Consider the following 13910-nt stretch of genomic DNA (forward strand, 5'->3'; position numbering starts at 1 on the left):
GCCGCCTGAAGATGGCCGACATCGCTCGCATGGCGGGCGTGTCGATCTCGACGGTGTCCCGCGCCCTGGCCGGCAATCCGCTGATCCCCAAGACGCTGCGCGACCAGATCGTCGAGATCGCCCAGACCCACGGCTATGTCGTCAACCAGTCGGCGCGGTCCCTGCGCCTGCGCAAGACCGACACCATCGGCGTCGTCATTCCGCTGGCGCACGAAACCGGACAGCTGATCTCCGACCCGTTCTTCCTGGAAATGCTGGGCCGCCTGGCCGACGAGATCACCCGCCGCAACTATTCCGTCCTGCTGAACAAGGTGATCGTCACCGAGACCGGCTGGCTGGACCGGATCATCCAGTCGCACCGCGCCGACGGCCTCGTCCTGATCGGCCAGAGCACCCAGCATGACGCCCTGAACGCGGTCGCCGACAGCTACAAGCCGATGGTGGTCTGGGGCGCCCAGCTGCCGGGCCAGCGCTACTGCGCGGTGGGCAGCGACAATGTCGAGGGCGGTCGCCTGGCCGTCGCCCACCTGGCCGCCAGCGGCCGCAAGCGCATCGCCTTCTTCGGCGCGGTCGACGCGCCCGAGGCGGCGCTGCGGTTCGAAGGCTACAAGAAGGGCCTGGCCGAGGCCGGCCTGCCGTTCGATCCGGCCCTGGTCGTTTCCACGCCCTACACGATGGAAGAAGCGCAAGAAGCGGCGGGCGCCTTCCTGAAGACGGGCGCGCCATTCGACGGGATCTTCGCCTTCTCGGACGTCATCGCCCTGGCCGCCGTCGGCGCGCTGCATGCGGCCGGCAAGACCGTGCCTGGTGACGTGGCGGTGGTCGGCTTCGACGACATCGTCCTGGCGCGTCACAGCAACCCGCCGCTGACCACCGTGCGCCAGGACCTGGCGTTCGGGGCGCGGGCGATGGTCGATCTGCTGTTCCGCCGCATGGCCGGCGAGGATGCGCGCTCGACCCTGGCGCCGGTCGAGCTGGTGGTGCGCGGCTCCAGCGTCTAGGCGCGGGCCTTCGCGGCGTTGAAGACCAGGGCGGCGGTCAGGGCCAGCGCCATGCCGGTCGCCAGCGCAAAGCCCGCGCGCGGACCGCCGAAGGCGTCGCTAACCGCGCCGATCGCCAGCGGCGACAAGACGGCCGACAAACACGTCACGAACAGGATGAAGCCCGCCGCGGCGCCGTGCCGCTCGACCGGGAAACCGCTGATCGCCCGCGAGTTCAGGGTCGGATAGAGCACCGACATGAAGAGGCCCGACAGCGGCAGCAGCGTCGCCGCCGCCTGGTGTCCTCCCGCCAGGGCGCCCGCGAAACAGGCCAGCACCGCCACGCCGCAGACCGCCAGGGTCCGCGCCCAGCCCAGCCGCTCCAGCGTCCAAGCGCCGGCGAAGCGGCCCACGGCGCGCAGCACGAAGAAGGTCGATAGAGCCCAGGCGCCGGGCAGAAGGGTCTTGGCGCCCTCGGCCGCCAGCAGGGCAGGCATCCAGACATAGACGGCCGTCTCGACGCCGACATAGAGGAAGATGCAGGCGCCATACCCCAGGGCGGTTCGATCGCGGGCGATGGCCAGGGTGGCGATCATGCCGGCGCGCTCGGGCTCTGCCGACGGTCGGGCCGAGGGGAAGCGGACGATCAGGGCCAGCGCCAGCAGGCCCAGAGTCAGAGCGCCGGCCAGGCCGTAGAGCGCTGTCCACGGCAGGCCCGCCGCCAGCATCCGCGCCACGATCGGCGGGCCGGCGATGGCGCCGAGGGCGAAGAAGCCCTCGACGATGTTCATCTCGCGGGCATGCTCAGCTGGCGTGCGAGCCAGGTCGCCGATCAGGGCGATCGCCCCGGTCTTGAAGACGCCGATAGCCAGGCCGCTGGCGAACAACAGCACGAGCAGCGGCGCAAGCGCCCGGTTGAAGGCGATCAGGACCGAGGCCAGCGCGAACAGCGCCAGGCCCAGGATTACCGTCGTCCGGTGACCACGCCGGTCGGCCATGCCCCCCAGGAACAGGCCGGCCAGGGCGATGCCGGCCATGGTGGCGTACTGCAGACCGCCGGCCTCTGTCAGGTTCAGGCCGTAGGCCCTGGCGACCTCCGGGATCAGCACGCCCACGACGTTGGTCGTCATGGCCGTGACCAGGAACATCAGCCAGGCAAGGCCCCGCAGGGCGCGGTCGGCGGCGGGCACGAGGGGGCCTTAGGCCGCCTCGACGCCGATCGTCTTCAGTTCCTTGAGGAAGCGGGTCAGGCTGACGTGCGAGCGCTTCAGGCCCTGCACGACTTCGGGGCGGGCCAGGGCCGAGGACGGGACGATGAAGCCCTCGCGGCCGACGCGTTGCGCCATGCCCTTTTCCAGCATCTCGACGAAGCGGCGGCGCACGGTCTCGTAGGGCAGGCCCAGGGAGTCGGCGACCTGGCGCACGGTCAGCGGACGGCGCTCGTGATCGGGCGGAATGTCGTCGACCTCGGCATAGACGCCGCCGCGGATGTGCGAGCAGTTGCCGGCCCACAGGGTGGTGAAAACCAGGGCGTACAAAAGGTCGGACCCGTGGACCTCATTGGCGATTTCGACCCAGCGCAGGATGTAATCCGTCGCGTAGCGGGTGGCTGCGCGAGCGTTCATGTACTCTTCGGACATCTGTTACTTGGTTCCCCTGGGCCCACGCTATTAACGCGACCAGAAAAGGATTGCATGGCTCAGATACCGACGCCATGCGACCAAGTTACCCACTATGGGGACCCTGTTTGGGGACCCGCGACAGGTTGACGCGGGGGCTGGGGGAGCGCGGTTTCGGCGGCCGCTCACCCTTTCGACGGGCGCCAGTCGGGAGCGGCCATCTCGAAGCCTTCGAAACGGAAGCCCGGCGCGACCGTGCAGCCGACCAGGGTCCAGGCCCCCAGGCTGACGGCGGTCTGCCACCAGTCCTTCGGGACCACCACCTGAGGCCGGCAGCCGGCCCGCAGGTCGGGACCCAGCACATAGGCCGTGACGCCCTTGGCGTCGGGCGGCGACAGGCTGATCGAGATCGGCGCGCCGGCGTACCAGTGCCAGGTCTCGACCGCGTCGACCCGGTGCCAGACCGACACCTGCTCGGCCTCGAGCAGGAAATAGATGCAGGTCGAGGCCGGGCGGCCGTCGGGGCCGGGTTCGTCCTGGAAGGTCTGCTTGTACCAGCCGCCTTCCGGATGCGGCTGGAGGTCCAGCATCCGGACGATTTCCTTGGCGCCCAGGTCGCCGGCGATGGCCCGTTCCGCCTTATTTGGGTCAGTCACGCTACTCATCCCTTGAAGCTGTCCTTGGCGGCCCGGATCTCGGCGAAGGCCTGGGCCGGCGAGGCGGCGTCAGGTCGCAGCAGGGGCGCGCGCAGGAACGGATTGGTGGCCTTCTCGGCCTTGATCGTGGTCGGCACCGTCGGCTCGCCGCGCTCGCGGGCGGCGAAGATCTGGTCGGCGCGGGCCTTCAGCGCGGGGTCGTCGTCGACCGACAGGGCGAAGCGCGCGTTTGAGGCGGTGTATTCGTGGGCGCAATAGACGGTGGTGTCGTCGGGTAGGCCGGCGACGCGGGACAGCGAGTCCCACATCTGCTCGGGCGTGCCCTCGAACAGTCGGCCGCAGCCCAGGGCGAACAGGGTGTCGCCCACGAAGGCGATGGCGCCCTCGGCGTCGTGATAGGCGATGTGTCCCAGGGTGTGGCCGCCGCTGTCGATTACCTCGAACTGCGTCTCGCCCAGCGCGATCGTATCGCCGCCACACAGCACCCGGTCCAGCGGCGCGATGCGGGTCACCTCGGCCGGGCCGGCGATGGTCGCGCCGGTGGCCGTCTTCAGCGCCTCGTTGCCGCCGGCGTGGTCGGGGTGCCAGTGGGTGTTGAGGATCAGGTCCAGGCTCCAGCCCAGCGTGTCGAGCTGCGCCAGGATGGCGTCGGCGTCCGGCGTGTCGATCGTGGCGACCTTCCCGGTCGCCTCGTCGCGGATCAGGAAGCCGTAGTTGTCGGACAGACAGGGGAACTGATGAACGGTCAGGGGCATGTCGGTGCTCTGGTACGAGGGCGCGGGCGCGCCTACAAGGATGGGGCTTCGGCTCTGGAGACTCAATGCGCCGCGACGTGCTGGACCTGCGCGCTTTCTACGCCGCCCCCCTGGGGCGCGCGGCGCGGACCATGCTCACTCGCAAGGTCGAGGAGGCCTGGGGCGATACGCGGGATCTCGACATCCTGGGCGTGGGTTACGCCACGCCGTTCCTGGACGCCGCCCGCGCCCGGGCGCGCCGCGTGGTGGCCGCCATGCCCGCCCAGCAGGGCGTCGAGGTCTGGCCACACGGCGGCCGCAACCAGGCCTGCCTGGTCGAAGAGACCGCCCTGCCGCTGCCCAACGCCATGTTCGACCGCGTCCTGGCCGTCCACGCGCTTGAGGAAGCCGACGACCCGGCCGCCCTGCTGGCCGAGATCGGCCGGGTCATGGCGCCCACCGGCCGGCTGATCGTGGCCGCCTCGTCGCGCGACGGCGTCTGGACCGGGGCCGAGACCACGCCCTTCGGCCACGGCCGACCCTACAGCCGCAGCCAGCTGGAAAGCCTGATCCGCGAGGCGGGCCTGGAACCGGCCGGCTGGACCCGCGCCCTCTATGTGCCGCCGTTCGGGGCCATGTCCGGATGGGCCGAGGGTTTCGAGCAGGTAGGCGCGCGTCTGTGGCCGCGGTTCGCCGGCGTGATCCTGATGGAGGCGATCAAGCAGACCTTCGCGGTCAAGCCGCGGGGGCATCGGGCCCGGGCGAGGGTGTTCGCGCCCGGCGTTCTGCTGCCCAGTCCGGCGGGACCGACACCCGCGCGCCACACCGAAGGGCGTCCCGTGCCTGTCAATCAGGCGCCAGGCCCTCGTGAAGTCTGATCTTACTTGGAGCGAAGCGCTCGGACGCCTAGCTTGGAGTCGTAACAACCGTTCGCTCCTGGGAGCCGCGCCATGAAGATGATCGTCGCCGTGATTAAGCCGAGCCGCCTGGACGCGGTGCTCGAGGCCGTCACCGAGGCGGGGGCGTCGGGGCTGACGGTCACCGAGGTGCGCGGCTACGGCCGACAGAAAGGCAAGACCGAGGTCTATCGCGGCGCCGAATACGAGGTGAAGCTGCTGCCCAAGGTCAAGCTGGAGATCGCCGTGCCGACCGACGTGCTCGAGCCCGTCATCGAGGCCCTGCAGCGCACCGCCAACACCGGCAAGATCGGCGACGGCAAGGTCTTCGTCATGGACCTGGAACAGGCCCTGCGCATCCGCACCGGCGAACGCGACGCGGCCGCCATCGCGGGCTGAGGATTTCACGCGACGCCGTGAACAAGCGCAGCCATAAACGGCCCCGCGCGTTCTCTTAGCTCACGGCGTTTGGGGCGACATGGATCCGGGGTCTTCAGTCTTCCAACCGGGATACAACTGCTGGCGGGTCGAGCCCGCCGATCGTGTGGCCCTGTTCATCGACAACGACGAGGCGTTTGACTCGCTCAAGCCGCTGATCCTGTCGGCCAAGAAGTCGATCTGGATCCTGGCCTGGGTGTTCGATCCGCTGACGCGCCTGGATCCTGACCGCGTCCGGAAGAGCCGCGATCCTACTCACGCCGATCGCATCGGCCTGATCCTGCGGCGGCAAGCGGCCCTGAACCCGGCGCTGGACGTGCGGGTGCTGACCTGGGACATGCCGTTCCCGATCGCCGCCTCGCAGCTGTTCGGCCCCCACCGCGGCGCCGCCTTCTTCGCCGGCTCGCGGGTGAAGTACCGCCTGGACGCCACCCTGCCGGCCAGCGCCTGCCATCACCAGAAGGCGGTGATCATCGACGGCGTCACGGCCCTGATCAGCGGCGGCGACATCAGCGTCGATCGTTGGGACGACACCCGGCACCTGGACAACAACCCGCTGCGCCGCCTGCCGACGGGACGCCACTACCCGGCCCGCCACGAGGTCTCGATGCTGGTCGACGGCCGGGCGGGCGAGGCGATGGCCGACCTGTTCATGGACCGCTGGAAGGCCTCGGGCGGCGACCACGTCGAGCGACCAGAGCGCCCGGACGAGACGCCCTGGCCCGAGAACCTGTTTCCCGACCTGCGCCGCATGCCGATCGCCGTGGCCCGCACCTCGGCCGCCTGGCAGGGCCGGCCGGAGGTCATCGAGAGCCTGCTGCTGCACCTGTCGGCGATCCGCCGGGCGCGCAAGCTGATCTATCTGGAGAACCAGTACCTGACCTCGCCGATCATCGTCGAAGCCCTGGCCGAGCGCCTGGCCGAGCCGGACGGCCCCGAGGTGGTGACGATCGGCCCGGCCCGCAGTCCCAGCTATTTCGACCAGATGACCATGGACAGCGCCCGCACGGCGGCGATCAACCGCCTGCGCGAATGTGACGTCCATAAGCGATTCTCGGCCTTCTCGGCCCACACGCCCAAGGGCGCGCCGATCATCGTCCACTCCAAGGTGGCGATCATGGACGACTGGATGCTGCGGATCGGCAGCGCCAACCTCAACAACCGCTCGATCGGCCTGGACAGCGAGTGCGACCTGGCCTTCGAGGCCCGGTCGGAACTGGAGCGCGAGACGGTGCGCGCCTTCCTGGGCAGGCTGGTCGGCCACTTCATCGACCGCGACACCGAGACCGTGCTGGAGACGATGGCGCGGGAAGGCGGCCTGGGCGCGGCCATCAACGCCCTGGACGTGCGGGGCGGCCCGCCGCGCCGGCTGCAGCCTGTGCCGACGCGTCGCCTGACCGGGGTTCAGCAGTTCATCGCCGACTGGAGCCTGGGCGACGCCATCGCGCCGGACGACGCCTGGCGGCCCTGGGGCCGGCGCAAGCGCCTGAAGCGCGACATCGCCCGGCTTACCGAGCCGCCGCCGCTGCCGCCGGACCACCTTCAGCCGTGATCTCCAGATCGACCACCAGCGGCAGGTGGTCCGACGCGACACGGGCCATCGGGCTGAACGGCGAGCTGACGCCGCGCGTCTCCAGGCCCTTGGTCAGGAACACGTGGTCGATGCGCATGAACGGAAAGCTGGACGGGAAGGTCGCCGTGGCGGGACGCGGCCAGGTTGGCGTCGGCGCCTGGGCGTCGCGCAGGGCCGTCCGCAGCATTCGATAGGTCGCCGAATAGGGCGTGGCGTTGAAGTCGCCCAGCACCACGCCGGGAGCCAGCCACTTGTCGTCGCCCATCCAGTCGGGACCCAGCAGGGCGGCCGCCTGGCGCTTCTGCTCCTGCGGCACCAGGCCAAGGTGGGTGTTGATGATCTGGACCTTGGTTCCGCCCACATCGACCTCGACCCACAGGGCGCCGCGCGGTTCCAGGCCCGGCACGCGCTTGTAGAGCGGCAGGCCCTTGGCCTTGATCCGCGTCTCGGGCAGGGCGGTCAGGATGGCGTCGCCGTAGAGTTCTTCTTCCACGGTCATGGCCGGGTGGAAGTGGAAGCTCATCTTCAGGAGTTCTGCGAGGCGATGGGCCTGGTCGACGCCCTTGGTGCGGGCCCGAAGGACATCCAGCTCCTGCAAGGCCACGACGTCCGGGCGTTCAGCCGCGATCACCTCCGCCACACGCTCGACGTCGAGCCTGCGGTCGGTGCCCACGCAACGGTGGACATTGTAGGTCATGAGACGAAGTGTCTTCATCCGTCGAAGAGATCGCCCGAGCCGGGCAGAGGTTCCCTGGTTGGGGCCACACCGTTGCGGCTGAGCATGAAGAGGCAGGTCTCGGTCCGCCAATTTTCCAGCGCGCTGACGGGGTTCATGGCCCGCGCCGCGCCCGCTCCGGCGAAGGCGGCGCTGGCGTCGACCCGCAGATTGAGGTCGTCGGTCAGGGCCATGAAGTCGGCCAACGTGCACAGGTGGATGTTCGGCGTCGACCACCAGGGCATCGGCAGGGCCTTGGTCTCGGGCATCCGACCCCGGCTCAAGAGCGACCAGCGCACCCGCCAGTGGCCGAAATTGGGGAACGAGACGATGGCCCGGTCGGCGATGCGCAGCAGCTCGTCCAGCACGTGGCGCGGATTGCGCGTCGCCTGCAGGGTCTGGGACAGCACGGCGTAGTCGAACGAGCGGTCGGGGAAGTGATCCAGGTCCTGGTCGGCGTCGCCCTGCACCACCGACAGGCCGCGCGCCATGCAGGCGGCCACGCCGCTGGCGCTGATCTCCAGCCCCCGGCCGTCGACCTGCTTCTCCTGGGTCAGCAGGTCCAGCAGCGCGCCCTCGCCGCAGCCGACGTCCAGCACGCGCGAGCCCGGGCGCACCAGGCGCAGGATCTCGCGGAAGTCCTCACGGATAGCGATGTCGGTCAAGTCAGCCCCCGGTCGCGTTCGGCCGAGCTTAGGAAACCCGCCAGGGCCGCGTCCATCACCGGTTCGTCCAGCAGGAAGGCGTCGTGGCCTTTGTCGCTCTCGATCTCGGCGAAGGCGGCGCGTGCTCCCGCGGCGGTCAGGGCGCGCACCAGGTGGCGGCTCTCGGCGGTGGGGTAGAGCCAGTCGCTGGTGAAGCTGAGCACGCAGAATCGCACGTCGCGCGCGCCCGTGAAGGCCTTGGCCAGCACCCCGCCATGGCCGGCGGCGATGTCGAAATAGTCGGTGGCGCGGGTGATGTAGAGATAGCTGTTGGCGTCGAAGCGATCGACGAAACTGGCCCCCTGGTGGCGCAGGTAGCTCTCGACCTGGAAGTCGGCGTCGAAGCCCCAGGACAGGCCGTCGCGCTTCAGCTCGCGGCCGAACTTCCGTTGCAGGGCGGGCTCGGACAGATAGGTGATGTGCGCCGCCATCCGCGCCACGGCCAAGCCCTTGCCGGGCTGCACGCCGTGATCGGCGTAGGCGCCGCCGCGCCAGTCCGGGTCGGCCATGATCGCCTGGCGGCCCACCTCGTGGAAGGCGATGTTCTGGGCCGAGTGCCTTGAGGCGGAGGCCAGCACCACGACGCTGAACACCCGCTCGGGATAGTCCACCGCCCACTGCTGGGCCTGCATGCCGCCCATCGAGCCGCCGATCACCGCGAACAGGGTCTCGACGCCCAGCGCTTTGACCAGCATCGCCTGGGCGCGGACCATGTCGCCGATGGTGATGACCGGGAAGGTCAGGCCGTAGGGCTTGCCGGTGGCGGGATTGGTCGAGGCCGGGCCGGTCGAGCCCATGCAGCCGCCGATCACGTTCGAGCAGATGACGAAGTGGCGCGCCGGATCCAATGGCTTGCCGGGACCGATCAACCGGGTCCACCAGCCGGGCTTGCCCGTCACCGGATGCGGCGAGGCGACATGCTGGTCGCCGGTCAGGGCGTGGCAGATCAGGACGGCGTTGGACTTGTCGGCATTGAGCTGGCCGTAGGTCTGGTAGCCGATCTCCAGGCCTTCCAGCACCGCTCCCGAATCGAGCCGCAGCGGTTCGTCGGCGGGAAACCGCCAGGTTCCTCCCCCAGTGGGCGGGGCGGCGGGCGTGACCAGATCGAGCGCAGCCATGTCGCCTTGGAGCGCTATGCGAAGAAGGTGTCAACCGCGCGCTTCCTGCCGAGGCGACGGACGGCTATGGAGGACCCATGGAGCGACTGATCCTGATGCGCCACGGCAAGGCCGAGCGGCACGCCCAGAGCGGCGGCGACTTCGAGCGCGCCCTGGCGCCCAGCGGGCGCGAGGACGCCGCGCGGATGGGGCAAGTGCTGGCGGGCCTGGCCTATGCGCCGGAGCTGCTGCTGGTCTCGTCGGCGCGCCGCACGCGCGAGACCGCCGAACAGGTCGCGACAAGTTTCCCGAAGGCCAAGGTCGAGCACCTGCGCGATCTTTATCACGCCGATCCGGAAGAGATCGTCCAGGCGCTGGAGGATCACGGTGACGCGGTCGGCACGGTGATGGTCGTCGGCCACAATCCGGGCATGCACGAAATGGCCCTGCGCCTGGCCCTGACGGGCGGCGCCTCGCCGATCCAGACCAACAAGCTGCGCAGCCGCTTCCCGACCTCGACGGTCGTGGTCTTCAACTGGGGCGGCGGTGGTCCGCCGATCCTCGAACACGTGCTCTTCGTGAGCGAGAACGGCGGAGCCGGCGGCGAATGACCCTGATCTACAAGATCCTGTCCCGCGCCGAGTGGGACGCCGCCAAGGCCGTGGGCCGGTTCGAGGGCTCGGCTGTCGACCACCAGGACGGCTTCATCCACCTGTCCGGCGCCGACCAGGCCCAGACGACCGCCGCGCTCTACTTCAAGGGCCAGGCGGATCTCGTGCTGCTGGGCGTCGAGGCCGAGTCCCTGGGCGACGCGCTGAAGTGGGAGGCCTCGCGCGGCGGGGCCTTGTTCCCGCACCTCTTCCGCCCGCTGCTGATCAGCGAAGTGGTGACCGAGGCCGACCTGCAACTCGACGCCGACGGCGTGCCGCAATTGGGCGACCATCTCGCATGAGCCTTCACGATATCGCCGCCCGCGCGCTGCACGTCTTCGATCCCGAGGACGCGCACGGCTGGGCCATCCGGGGGCTGAAGTGGGGCCTGGGTCCGCGCGATGGAGGCCCTGACGATCCGATCCTGGCGGTGACGCTGGCGGGTCTGGACCTGCCCAACTGCGTCGGCCTGGCCGCCGGCTTCGACAAGAACGCCGAGGTGCCGGACGCCATGCTGGCCGCCGGCTTCGGCTTCGTGGAGGCGGGCACGGTCACGCCGCTGGCCCAGGCCGGCAATCCGCGCCCGCGCCTGTTCCGGCTGACCGAAGACCAGGCGGTGATCAACCGCATGGGCTTCAACAATGGCGGCCTGGAGCCGTTCGCCCGCAGCCTGTCGGCCCGCAAGGCCAAGGGCGGCGTGGTCGGGGCCAATATCGGCGCCAACAAGGACGCCGGCGACCGCATCCAGGACTACGTCACCGGCCTGACCCGCCTGTGGGGCCTGTCGGACTATTTCACCGCCAACATCTCCTCGCCCAACACGCCGGGCCTGCGCGCCCTGCAGACCAAGGCGGCGCTGGAGGAACTGCTGGGCCGCCTGTCCGAGACGCGCGAAGCGCTGAAGGTCGCGTCCGGCGCCGACTATCCGATCTTCCTGAAGGTCGCGCCGGATCTCGAGGATGGCGAGGTCGAGGCCATCGTCGAGGCGGTGGTCGGCGCGGGCCTGGACGCCATCATCGTCAGCAACACCACCATCGCTCGCCCGGACACCCTGAAGTCGGCCCATGCCGGCGAGAGCGGCGGCCTGTCGGGCGCGCCGCTGCTGGCGGCCTCGACCGAAGTGGTCAAGCGCTTCCACGCCGCCGCGGGCGGTCGCGTGGCCCTGATCGGCGCGGGCGGCATCGCCAGCGGCGCGGACGCCTACGCCAAGATCCGCGCTGGCGCGCGGGCCGTGCAGCTCTATTCGGCCCTGGTCTATGGCGGGCCGGGCCTGGTCACCCGCATCAAGCGCGACCTGGCCGCCCGCCTGCGCGCCGACGGCTTCACGGCGGTCGAGGACGCGGTCGGCGCGCCATGACGCGGGAACGGGCGCTGACTCTGCTGCGCCGTTTCGGGCCGCTCGCGGTCATCGTGATCCTGTCCGTGGCCGCCTTCTTCAGCGGCCTGGCCGGCCACCTGTCCTTGGAAGAGCTGCGCCTGCGCGGAACCGAGCTGCAGGCCTTCGCCAGCGAACGGCCGGTGCTGTGCGCGGCGATCTATCTGGCGATCTATGTCGGCTCGGTGGCGGTGTCGCTGCCGGGCGCGCTGATCCTGTCGCTGACCAGCGGCTTTCTCTTTGGACCCCTGGGCGGCGCGCTGGCGGTCACGGGCGCGACCGGTGGATCGACCGTCACCTATCTGGTTTTCCGCACCGCTTTCGGCGACGTGCTGCGCCGCAAGCCCGACGCCTTTCTGGCGCGCATGGCCGAGGGGCTGCGGCGCGACGCCTTCAACTACCTGCTGACCCTGAGGCTGATTCCGGCGTTTCCGCTGCTGGCGGTGAATGTCGCGGCGGGCGTGGCCAACATTCCCGTCCGCACCTTCGTCCTGGCCTCGATCCTGGGCATGATCCCGAGCTCGTTTGTCTATGCCGGCATTGGCGCGGGACTTGGCCATCTCTTCGCCCATGGCGGGCCCGTGACGCTGGAGACCCTCTTCTCGCCACGCATTTATCTTCCCATCATCGGCATGGGCGTTCTGGCCTTTCTGCCGCCGTTGTGGCGCCATTGGCGCAAAGGGCGCGGAGCCGCGCCTCTGGACGAGAAGTAGCCGCCCCGGATGGTCGAAACGGTTTCGCCGTCGGAAACGAAGACCGCCCCGCCTCGGAAGCGTTTTCCGTGGCCCGGCGGCCTGTCGGCGCGCCTGCTGCTGTTCACCGCCATCGTGGTGGCCTTAGGCGGGCTGCTGATCGTGCCGCCGACCCTGGCGGCCTATGAGGAGCAGTGGCTGCTGGACCGCGTGCGGGCCGGCGAACTGGCCTCGACCATTGCCGAGTCCGATCCCGAGCTGCGGGTCAGCGACGCGGTCGCCAACCAGATGTTCGACCAGGCCGGCGCCGTCACCGTCGCCGTCCAGGCCGAGGGCGCGCGGCGTCTCGTCTTGCCGCCCAAGGAACCGTTCAAGACGCCCTATCTGGTGGATCTGCGCCGCCAGAACCCCGGATCGTGGCTGGCCGCGCCGTTCTTCACCCTGACGAGCCCCAAGGGCAGCATGGTTCGGGTGATGGCCGAGCCGCGTTTCCGCAAGGCCGAGTTTGTCGAGGTGGTGGTGCCCGACGCGCCCCTGAAGGCCGCGCTGGTCGAGTATTTCTGGCGGCTGGCCGGCGTGACCATCTTCATCGCCGCCCTGGCCGGCTTGTTCGTCTACGCCTTCCTGAACGTCTTCCTGGTCAGGCCCATGCAGCGCATCACGCGGGCCATGGAAGCCTTCCGCGGCGATCCCGACGATCCGGCCGCCCGCATCACCGTCTCCAAGCGTCGCGACGAGATCGGCCGCGCTGAGGCCGAGCTGGATCGCATGCAGGCCGACCTGCTGGCGGCCCTGGCGTCCAAGGCCCGTCTGGCGGCCCTGGGTGAGGCGGTGGCCAAGATCAATCACGACCTGCGCAACATGCTGACCAGCGCTCAGATGGCGTCGGACCGTCTGGCCGCGCTGGGCGATCCCAAGGTGGCCCAGGCGTTGCCCCGCCTGGAGCGCGCTCTGGACCGCGCCATCACCCTGGCTTCGGACGTCATGGCCTATGGCAAGTCCAAGGAGCCCGAGCCGGTGACGCGGATCATCCCGCTGCGCCCGGCCCTGGAGATGGCGGCCGAGGACGCTGGCCTCACCGTCCAGGGCGTGGGGCTGGAGACGGTGATCGGTGCGCGTGAGCAGGTGCTGGCCGACCCCGACCAATTGCACCGCATCCTGACCAACCTGCTGCGCAACGCCCGTGAGGCCATCGAGGGCGCGCCGGACCGGGGCGGCAAGGGCAAGGTCTTCGTCGAACTGCGCCGCGCCGAGGGCTCCAGCATCCTGCGCCTGTCGGACGACGGCCCCGGCGTGCCCGAGCGCGCCCGCGCCAACCTGTTCCAGCCCTTCGTCGGCTCGGTGCGCCGTGGCGGCACGGGCCTGGGCCTGGCTATCGCCCGCGAGCTGGCGCAGGGTCATCATGGCGACCTGGCGCTGGTCGAGACCGGTCCGGGCGGTTCGGTGTTCGACCTGACCCTGGCCGGCGTTCCCGATCCGCTGCCGGAGCCGGACGACAAGGCCGCCGACGCTTCGGCGACCTAGGAGGAAGTCCGATGACGACGACCTGGACCATCGCCGTGAAGCTGGGCGCCTCTCCCGACCTCGCGCCGATCCATGAGATCACCGTCGAGGCGCCAGACGCCCCGACCGCGCTGCGTCGCGTGGCTGGGTTGATCGCGGTGCAGGAGGCGTCCGACGCCGAGCTGCTGCTGGACGGCCAGGAAGAGGTCTTCTCCCGCGCTGAGGTCGAGGCGGGCCTGGAGCCCTGATCGAACGATCAGGGCTTCCCTTGCAAGAGA

Annotated in this window: 17 protein-coding genes; 10 read left to right on the plus strand and 7 right to left on the minus strand. The window is 70.0% G+C overall.

The window, feature by feature from the left end:
* Positions 1–11 precede the first annotated feature (11 nt).
* Entirely contained in the window at positions 12–1001 is a 990-nt protein-coding gene (locus AC1RRR_RS14075; RefSeq protein ID WP_492815244.1) for a LacI family DNA-binding transcriptional regulator, read from the plus strand.
* Here the strand turns inward: AC1RRR_RS14075 and AC1RRR_RS14080 are convergent.
* The 4 genes from AC1RRR_RS14080 to gloB form a co-directional block, all read right to left on the minus strand.
* Positions 998–2170 carry an MFS transporter gene (locus AC1RRR_RS14080; protein ID WP_492813971.1) on the minus strand — a complete coding sequence of 391 codons (1173 nt, stop codon included), beginning with the start codon at positions 2168–2170 and terminating at the stop codon, positions 998–1000. The genes AC1RRR_RS14075 and AC1RRR_RS14080 overlap by 4 nt on opposite strands.
* Positions 2171–2179: 9 nt before the next feature.
* Positions 2180–2620 (minus strand): hypothetical protein, encoded by a 441-nt coding sequence (locus tag AC1RRR_RS14085; RefSeq protein WP_295107667.1) that lies wholly within the window; start codon positions 2618–2620, stop codon positions 2180–2182.
* A 164-nt stretch (positions 2621–2784) separates the two neighbouring features.
* Positions 2785–3255 carry a cupin domain-containing protein gene (locus AC1RRR_RS14090; RefSeq protein WP_492813973.1) on the minus strand — a complete coding sequence of 157 codons (471 nt, stop codon included), beginning with the start codon at positions 3253–3255 and terminating at the stop codon, positions 2785–2787.
* A 5-nt stretch (positions 3256–3260) separates the two neighbouring features.
* Entirely contained in the window at positions 3261–4010 is a 750-nt protein-coding gene (gene gloB, locus AC1RRR_RS14095) for a hydroxyacylglutathione hydrolase (protein WP_492813975.1), read from the minus strand.
* Positions 4011–4075: 65 nt separating this feature from the next.
* Here gloB and AC1RRR_RS14100 point away from each other — a divergent pair, with 65 nt between their 5' ends.
* From AC1RRR_RS14100 to AC1RRR_RS14110, 3 genes are all read left to right on the plus strand, one after another.
* Positions 4076–4867 carry a class I SAM-dependent methyltransferase gene (locus AC1RRR_RS14100; protein ID WP_492813977.1) on the plus strand — a complete coding sequence of 264 codons (792 nt, stop codon included), beginning with the start codon at positions 4076–4078 and terminating at the stop codon, positions 4865–4867.
* Between the two features lie 72 nt (positions 4868–4939).
* A complete protein-coding gene (locus tag AC1RRR_RS14105) occupies positions 4940–5284 on the plus strand; it encodes a P-II family nitrogen regulator (RefSeq protein WP_010918409.1) in 345 nt (114 codons plus the stop codon).
* Between the two features lie 79 nt (positions 5285–5363).
* Positions 5364–6875: a phospholipase D-like domain-containing protein gene (locus AC1RRR_RS14110; protein WP_492813979.1), complete on the plus strand. Its 1512-nt coding sequence runs from the start codon at positions 5364–5366 to the stop codon at positions 6873–6875.
* Here the strand turns inward: AC1RRR_RS14110 and AC1RRR_RS14115 are convergent.
* Genes AC1RRR_RS14115 through metX form a run of 3 tightly spaced genes read right to left on the minus strand, consistent with a single transcriptional unit; the run spans position 6832 to position 9433 of the window.
* Positions 6832–7611, minus strand: coding sequence for an endonuclease/exonuclease/phosphatase family protein (locus AC1RRR_RS14115; protein ID WP_492813981.1), 780 nt, complete (start codon positions 7609–7611; stop codon positions 6832–6834). The genes AC1RRR_RS14110 and AC1RRR_RS14115 overlap by 44 nt on opposite strands.
* Positions 7608–8267 (minus strand): methionine biosynthesis protein MetW, encoded by a 660-nt coding sequence (gene metW, locus AC1RRR_RS14120; RefSeq protein ID WP_492815246.1) that lies wholly within the window; start codon positions 8265–8267, stop codon positions 7608–7610. The genes AC1RRR_RS14115 and metW overlap by 4 nt, the downstream gene beginning before the upstream one ends.
* Positions 8268–8272: 5 nt before the next feature.
* Positions 8273–9433 carry a homoserine O-acetyltransferase MetX gene (metX, locus tag AC1RRR_RS14125; RefSeq protein WP_492813983.1) on the minus strand — a complete coding sequence of 387 codons (1161 nt, stop codon included), beginning with the start codon at positions 9431–9433 and terminating at the stop codon, positions 8273–8275.
* 77 nt (positions 9434–9510) lie between these two features.
* Between metX and AC1RRR_RS14130 the strand changes: the two genes are divergently transcribed.
* From AC1RRR_RS14130 to AC1RRR_RS14155, 6 genes are read left to right on the plus strand one after another with little or no spacing between them, the layout of a single operon-like run.
* Positions 9511–10023 carry a SixA phosphatase family protein gene (locus tag AC1RRR_RS14130; RefSeq protein WP_492813985.1) on the plus strand — a complete coding sequence of 171 codons (513 nt, stop codon included), beginning with the start codon at positions 9511–9513 and terminating at the stop codon, positions 10021–10023.
* A complete protein-coding gene (locus tag AC1RRR_RS14135) occupies positions 10020–10364 on the plus strand; it encodes a DUF952 domain-containing protein (protein ID WP_492813987.1) in 345 nt (114 codons plus the stop codon). The genes AC1RRR_RS14130 and AC1RRR_RS14135 overlap by 4 nt, the downstream gene beginning before the upstream one ends.
* Positions 10361–11419, plus strand: a complete 1059-nt coding sequence (locus tag AC1RRR_RS14140) for a quinone-dependent dihydroorotate dehydrogenase (RefSeq protein ID WP_492813989.1) — start codon at positions 10361–10363, stop codon at positions 11417–11419. Before AC1RRR_RS14135 ends, AC1RRR_RS14140 begins: the two co-directional genes overlap by 4 nt.
* Positions 11416–12150, plus strand: a complete 735-nt coding sequence (locus tag AC1RRR_RS14145) for a TVP38/TMEM64 family protein (protein ID WP_492813991.1) — start codon at positions 11416–11418, stop codon at positions 12148–12150. Before AC1RRR_RS14140 ends, AC1RRR_RS14145 begins: the two co-directional genes overlap by 4 nt.
* 9 nt (positions 12151–12159) lie before the next feature.
* Positions 12160–13653, plus strand: a complete 1494-nt coding sequence (locus tag AC1RRR_RS14150) for a sensor histidine kinase (protein ID WP_492813993.1) — start codon at positions 12160–12162, stop codon at positions 13651–13653.
* Between the two features lie 11 nt (positions 13654–13664).
* Positions 13665–13880: a hypothetical protein gene (locus AC1RRR_RS14155; RefSeq protein ID WP_492084807.1), complete on the plus strand. Its 216-nt coding sequence runs from the start codon at positions 13665–13667 to the stop codon at positions 13878–13880.
* Positions 13881–13910 lie beyond the last annotated feature (30 nt).

The sequence above is a fragment of the Caulobacter sp. GW821-FHT12D05 genome, from assembly GCF_058807295.1.

Bases quoted from the DNA above. Each gene is read 5' to 3' on its own strand.
- AC1RRR_RS14075 (WP_492815244.1), top strand. From the start codon at position 12: ATGGCCGACATCGCTCGCATGGCGGGCGTGTCGATCTCGACGGTGTCC.
- AC1RRR_RS14085 (WP_295107667.1), bottom strand. From the start codon at position 2,620: ATGTCCGAAGAGTACATGAACGCTCGCGCAGCCACCCGCTACGCGACG.
- gloB (WP_492813975.1), bottom strand. From the start codon at position 4,010: ATGCCCCTGACCGTTCATCAGTTCCCCTGTCTGTCCGACAACTACGGC.
- AC1RRR_RS14100 (WP_492813977.1), top strand. From the start codon at position 4,076: ATGCGCCGCGACGTGCTGGACCTGCGCGCTTTCTACGCCGCCCCCCTG.
- AC1RRR_RS14105 (WP_010918409.1), top strand. From the start codon at position 4,940: ATGAAGATGATCGTCGCCGTGATTAAGCCGAGCCGCCTGGACGCGGTG.
- AC1RRR_RS14110 (WP_492813979.1), top strand. From the start codon at position 5,364: ATGGATCCGGGGTCTTCAGTCTTCCAACCGGGATACAACTGCTGGCGG.
- AC1RRR_RS14115 (WP_492813981.1), bottom strand. From the start codon at position 7,611: ATGAAGACACTTCGTCTCATGACCTACAATGTCCACCGTTGCGTGGGC.
- metX (WP_492813983.1), bottom strand. From the start codon at position 9,433: ATGGCTGCGCTCGATCTGGTCACGCCCGCCGCCCCGCCCACTGGGGGA.
- AC1RRR_RS14130 (WP_492813985.1), top strand. From the start codon at position 9,511: ATGGAGCGACTGATCCTGATGCGCCACGGCAAGGCCGAGCGGCACGCC.
- AC1RRR_RS14135 (WP_492813987.1), top strand. From the start codon at position 10,020: ATGACCCTGATCTACAAGATCCTGTCCCGCGCCGAGTGGGACGCCGCC.
- AC1RRR_RS14140 (WP_492813989.1), top strand. From the start codon at position 10,361: ATGAGCCTTCACGATATCGCCGCCCGCGCGCTGCACGTCTTCGATCCC.
- AC1RRR_RS14145 (WP_492813991.1), top strand. From the start codon at position 11,416: ATGACGCGGGAACGGGCGCTGACTCTGCTGCGCCGTTTCGGGCCGCTC.
- AC1RRR_RS14150 (WP_492813993.1), top strand. From the start codon at position 12,160: ATGGTCGAAACGGTTTCGCCGTCGGAAACGAAGACCGCCCCGCCTCGG.
- AC1RRR_RS14155 (WP_492084807.1), top strand. From the start codon at position 13,665: ATGACGACGACCTGGACCATCGCCGTGAAGCTGGGCGCCTCTCCCGAC.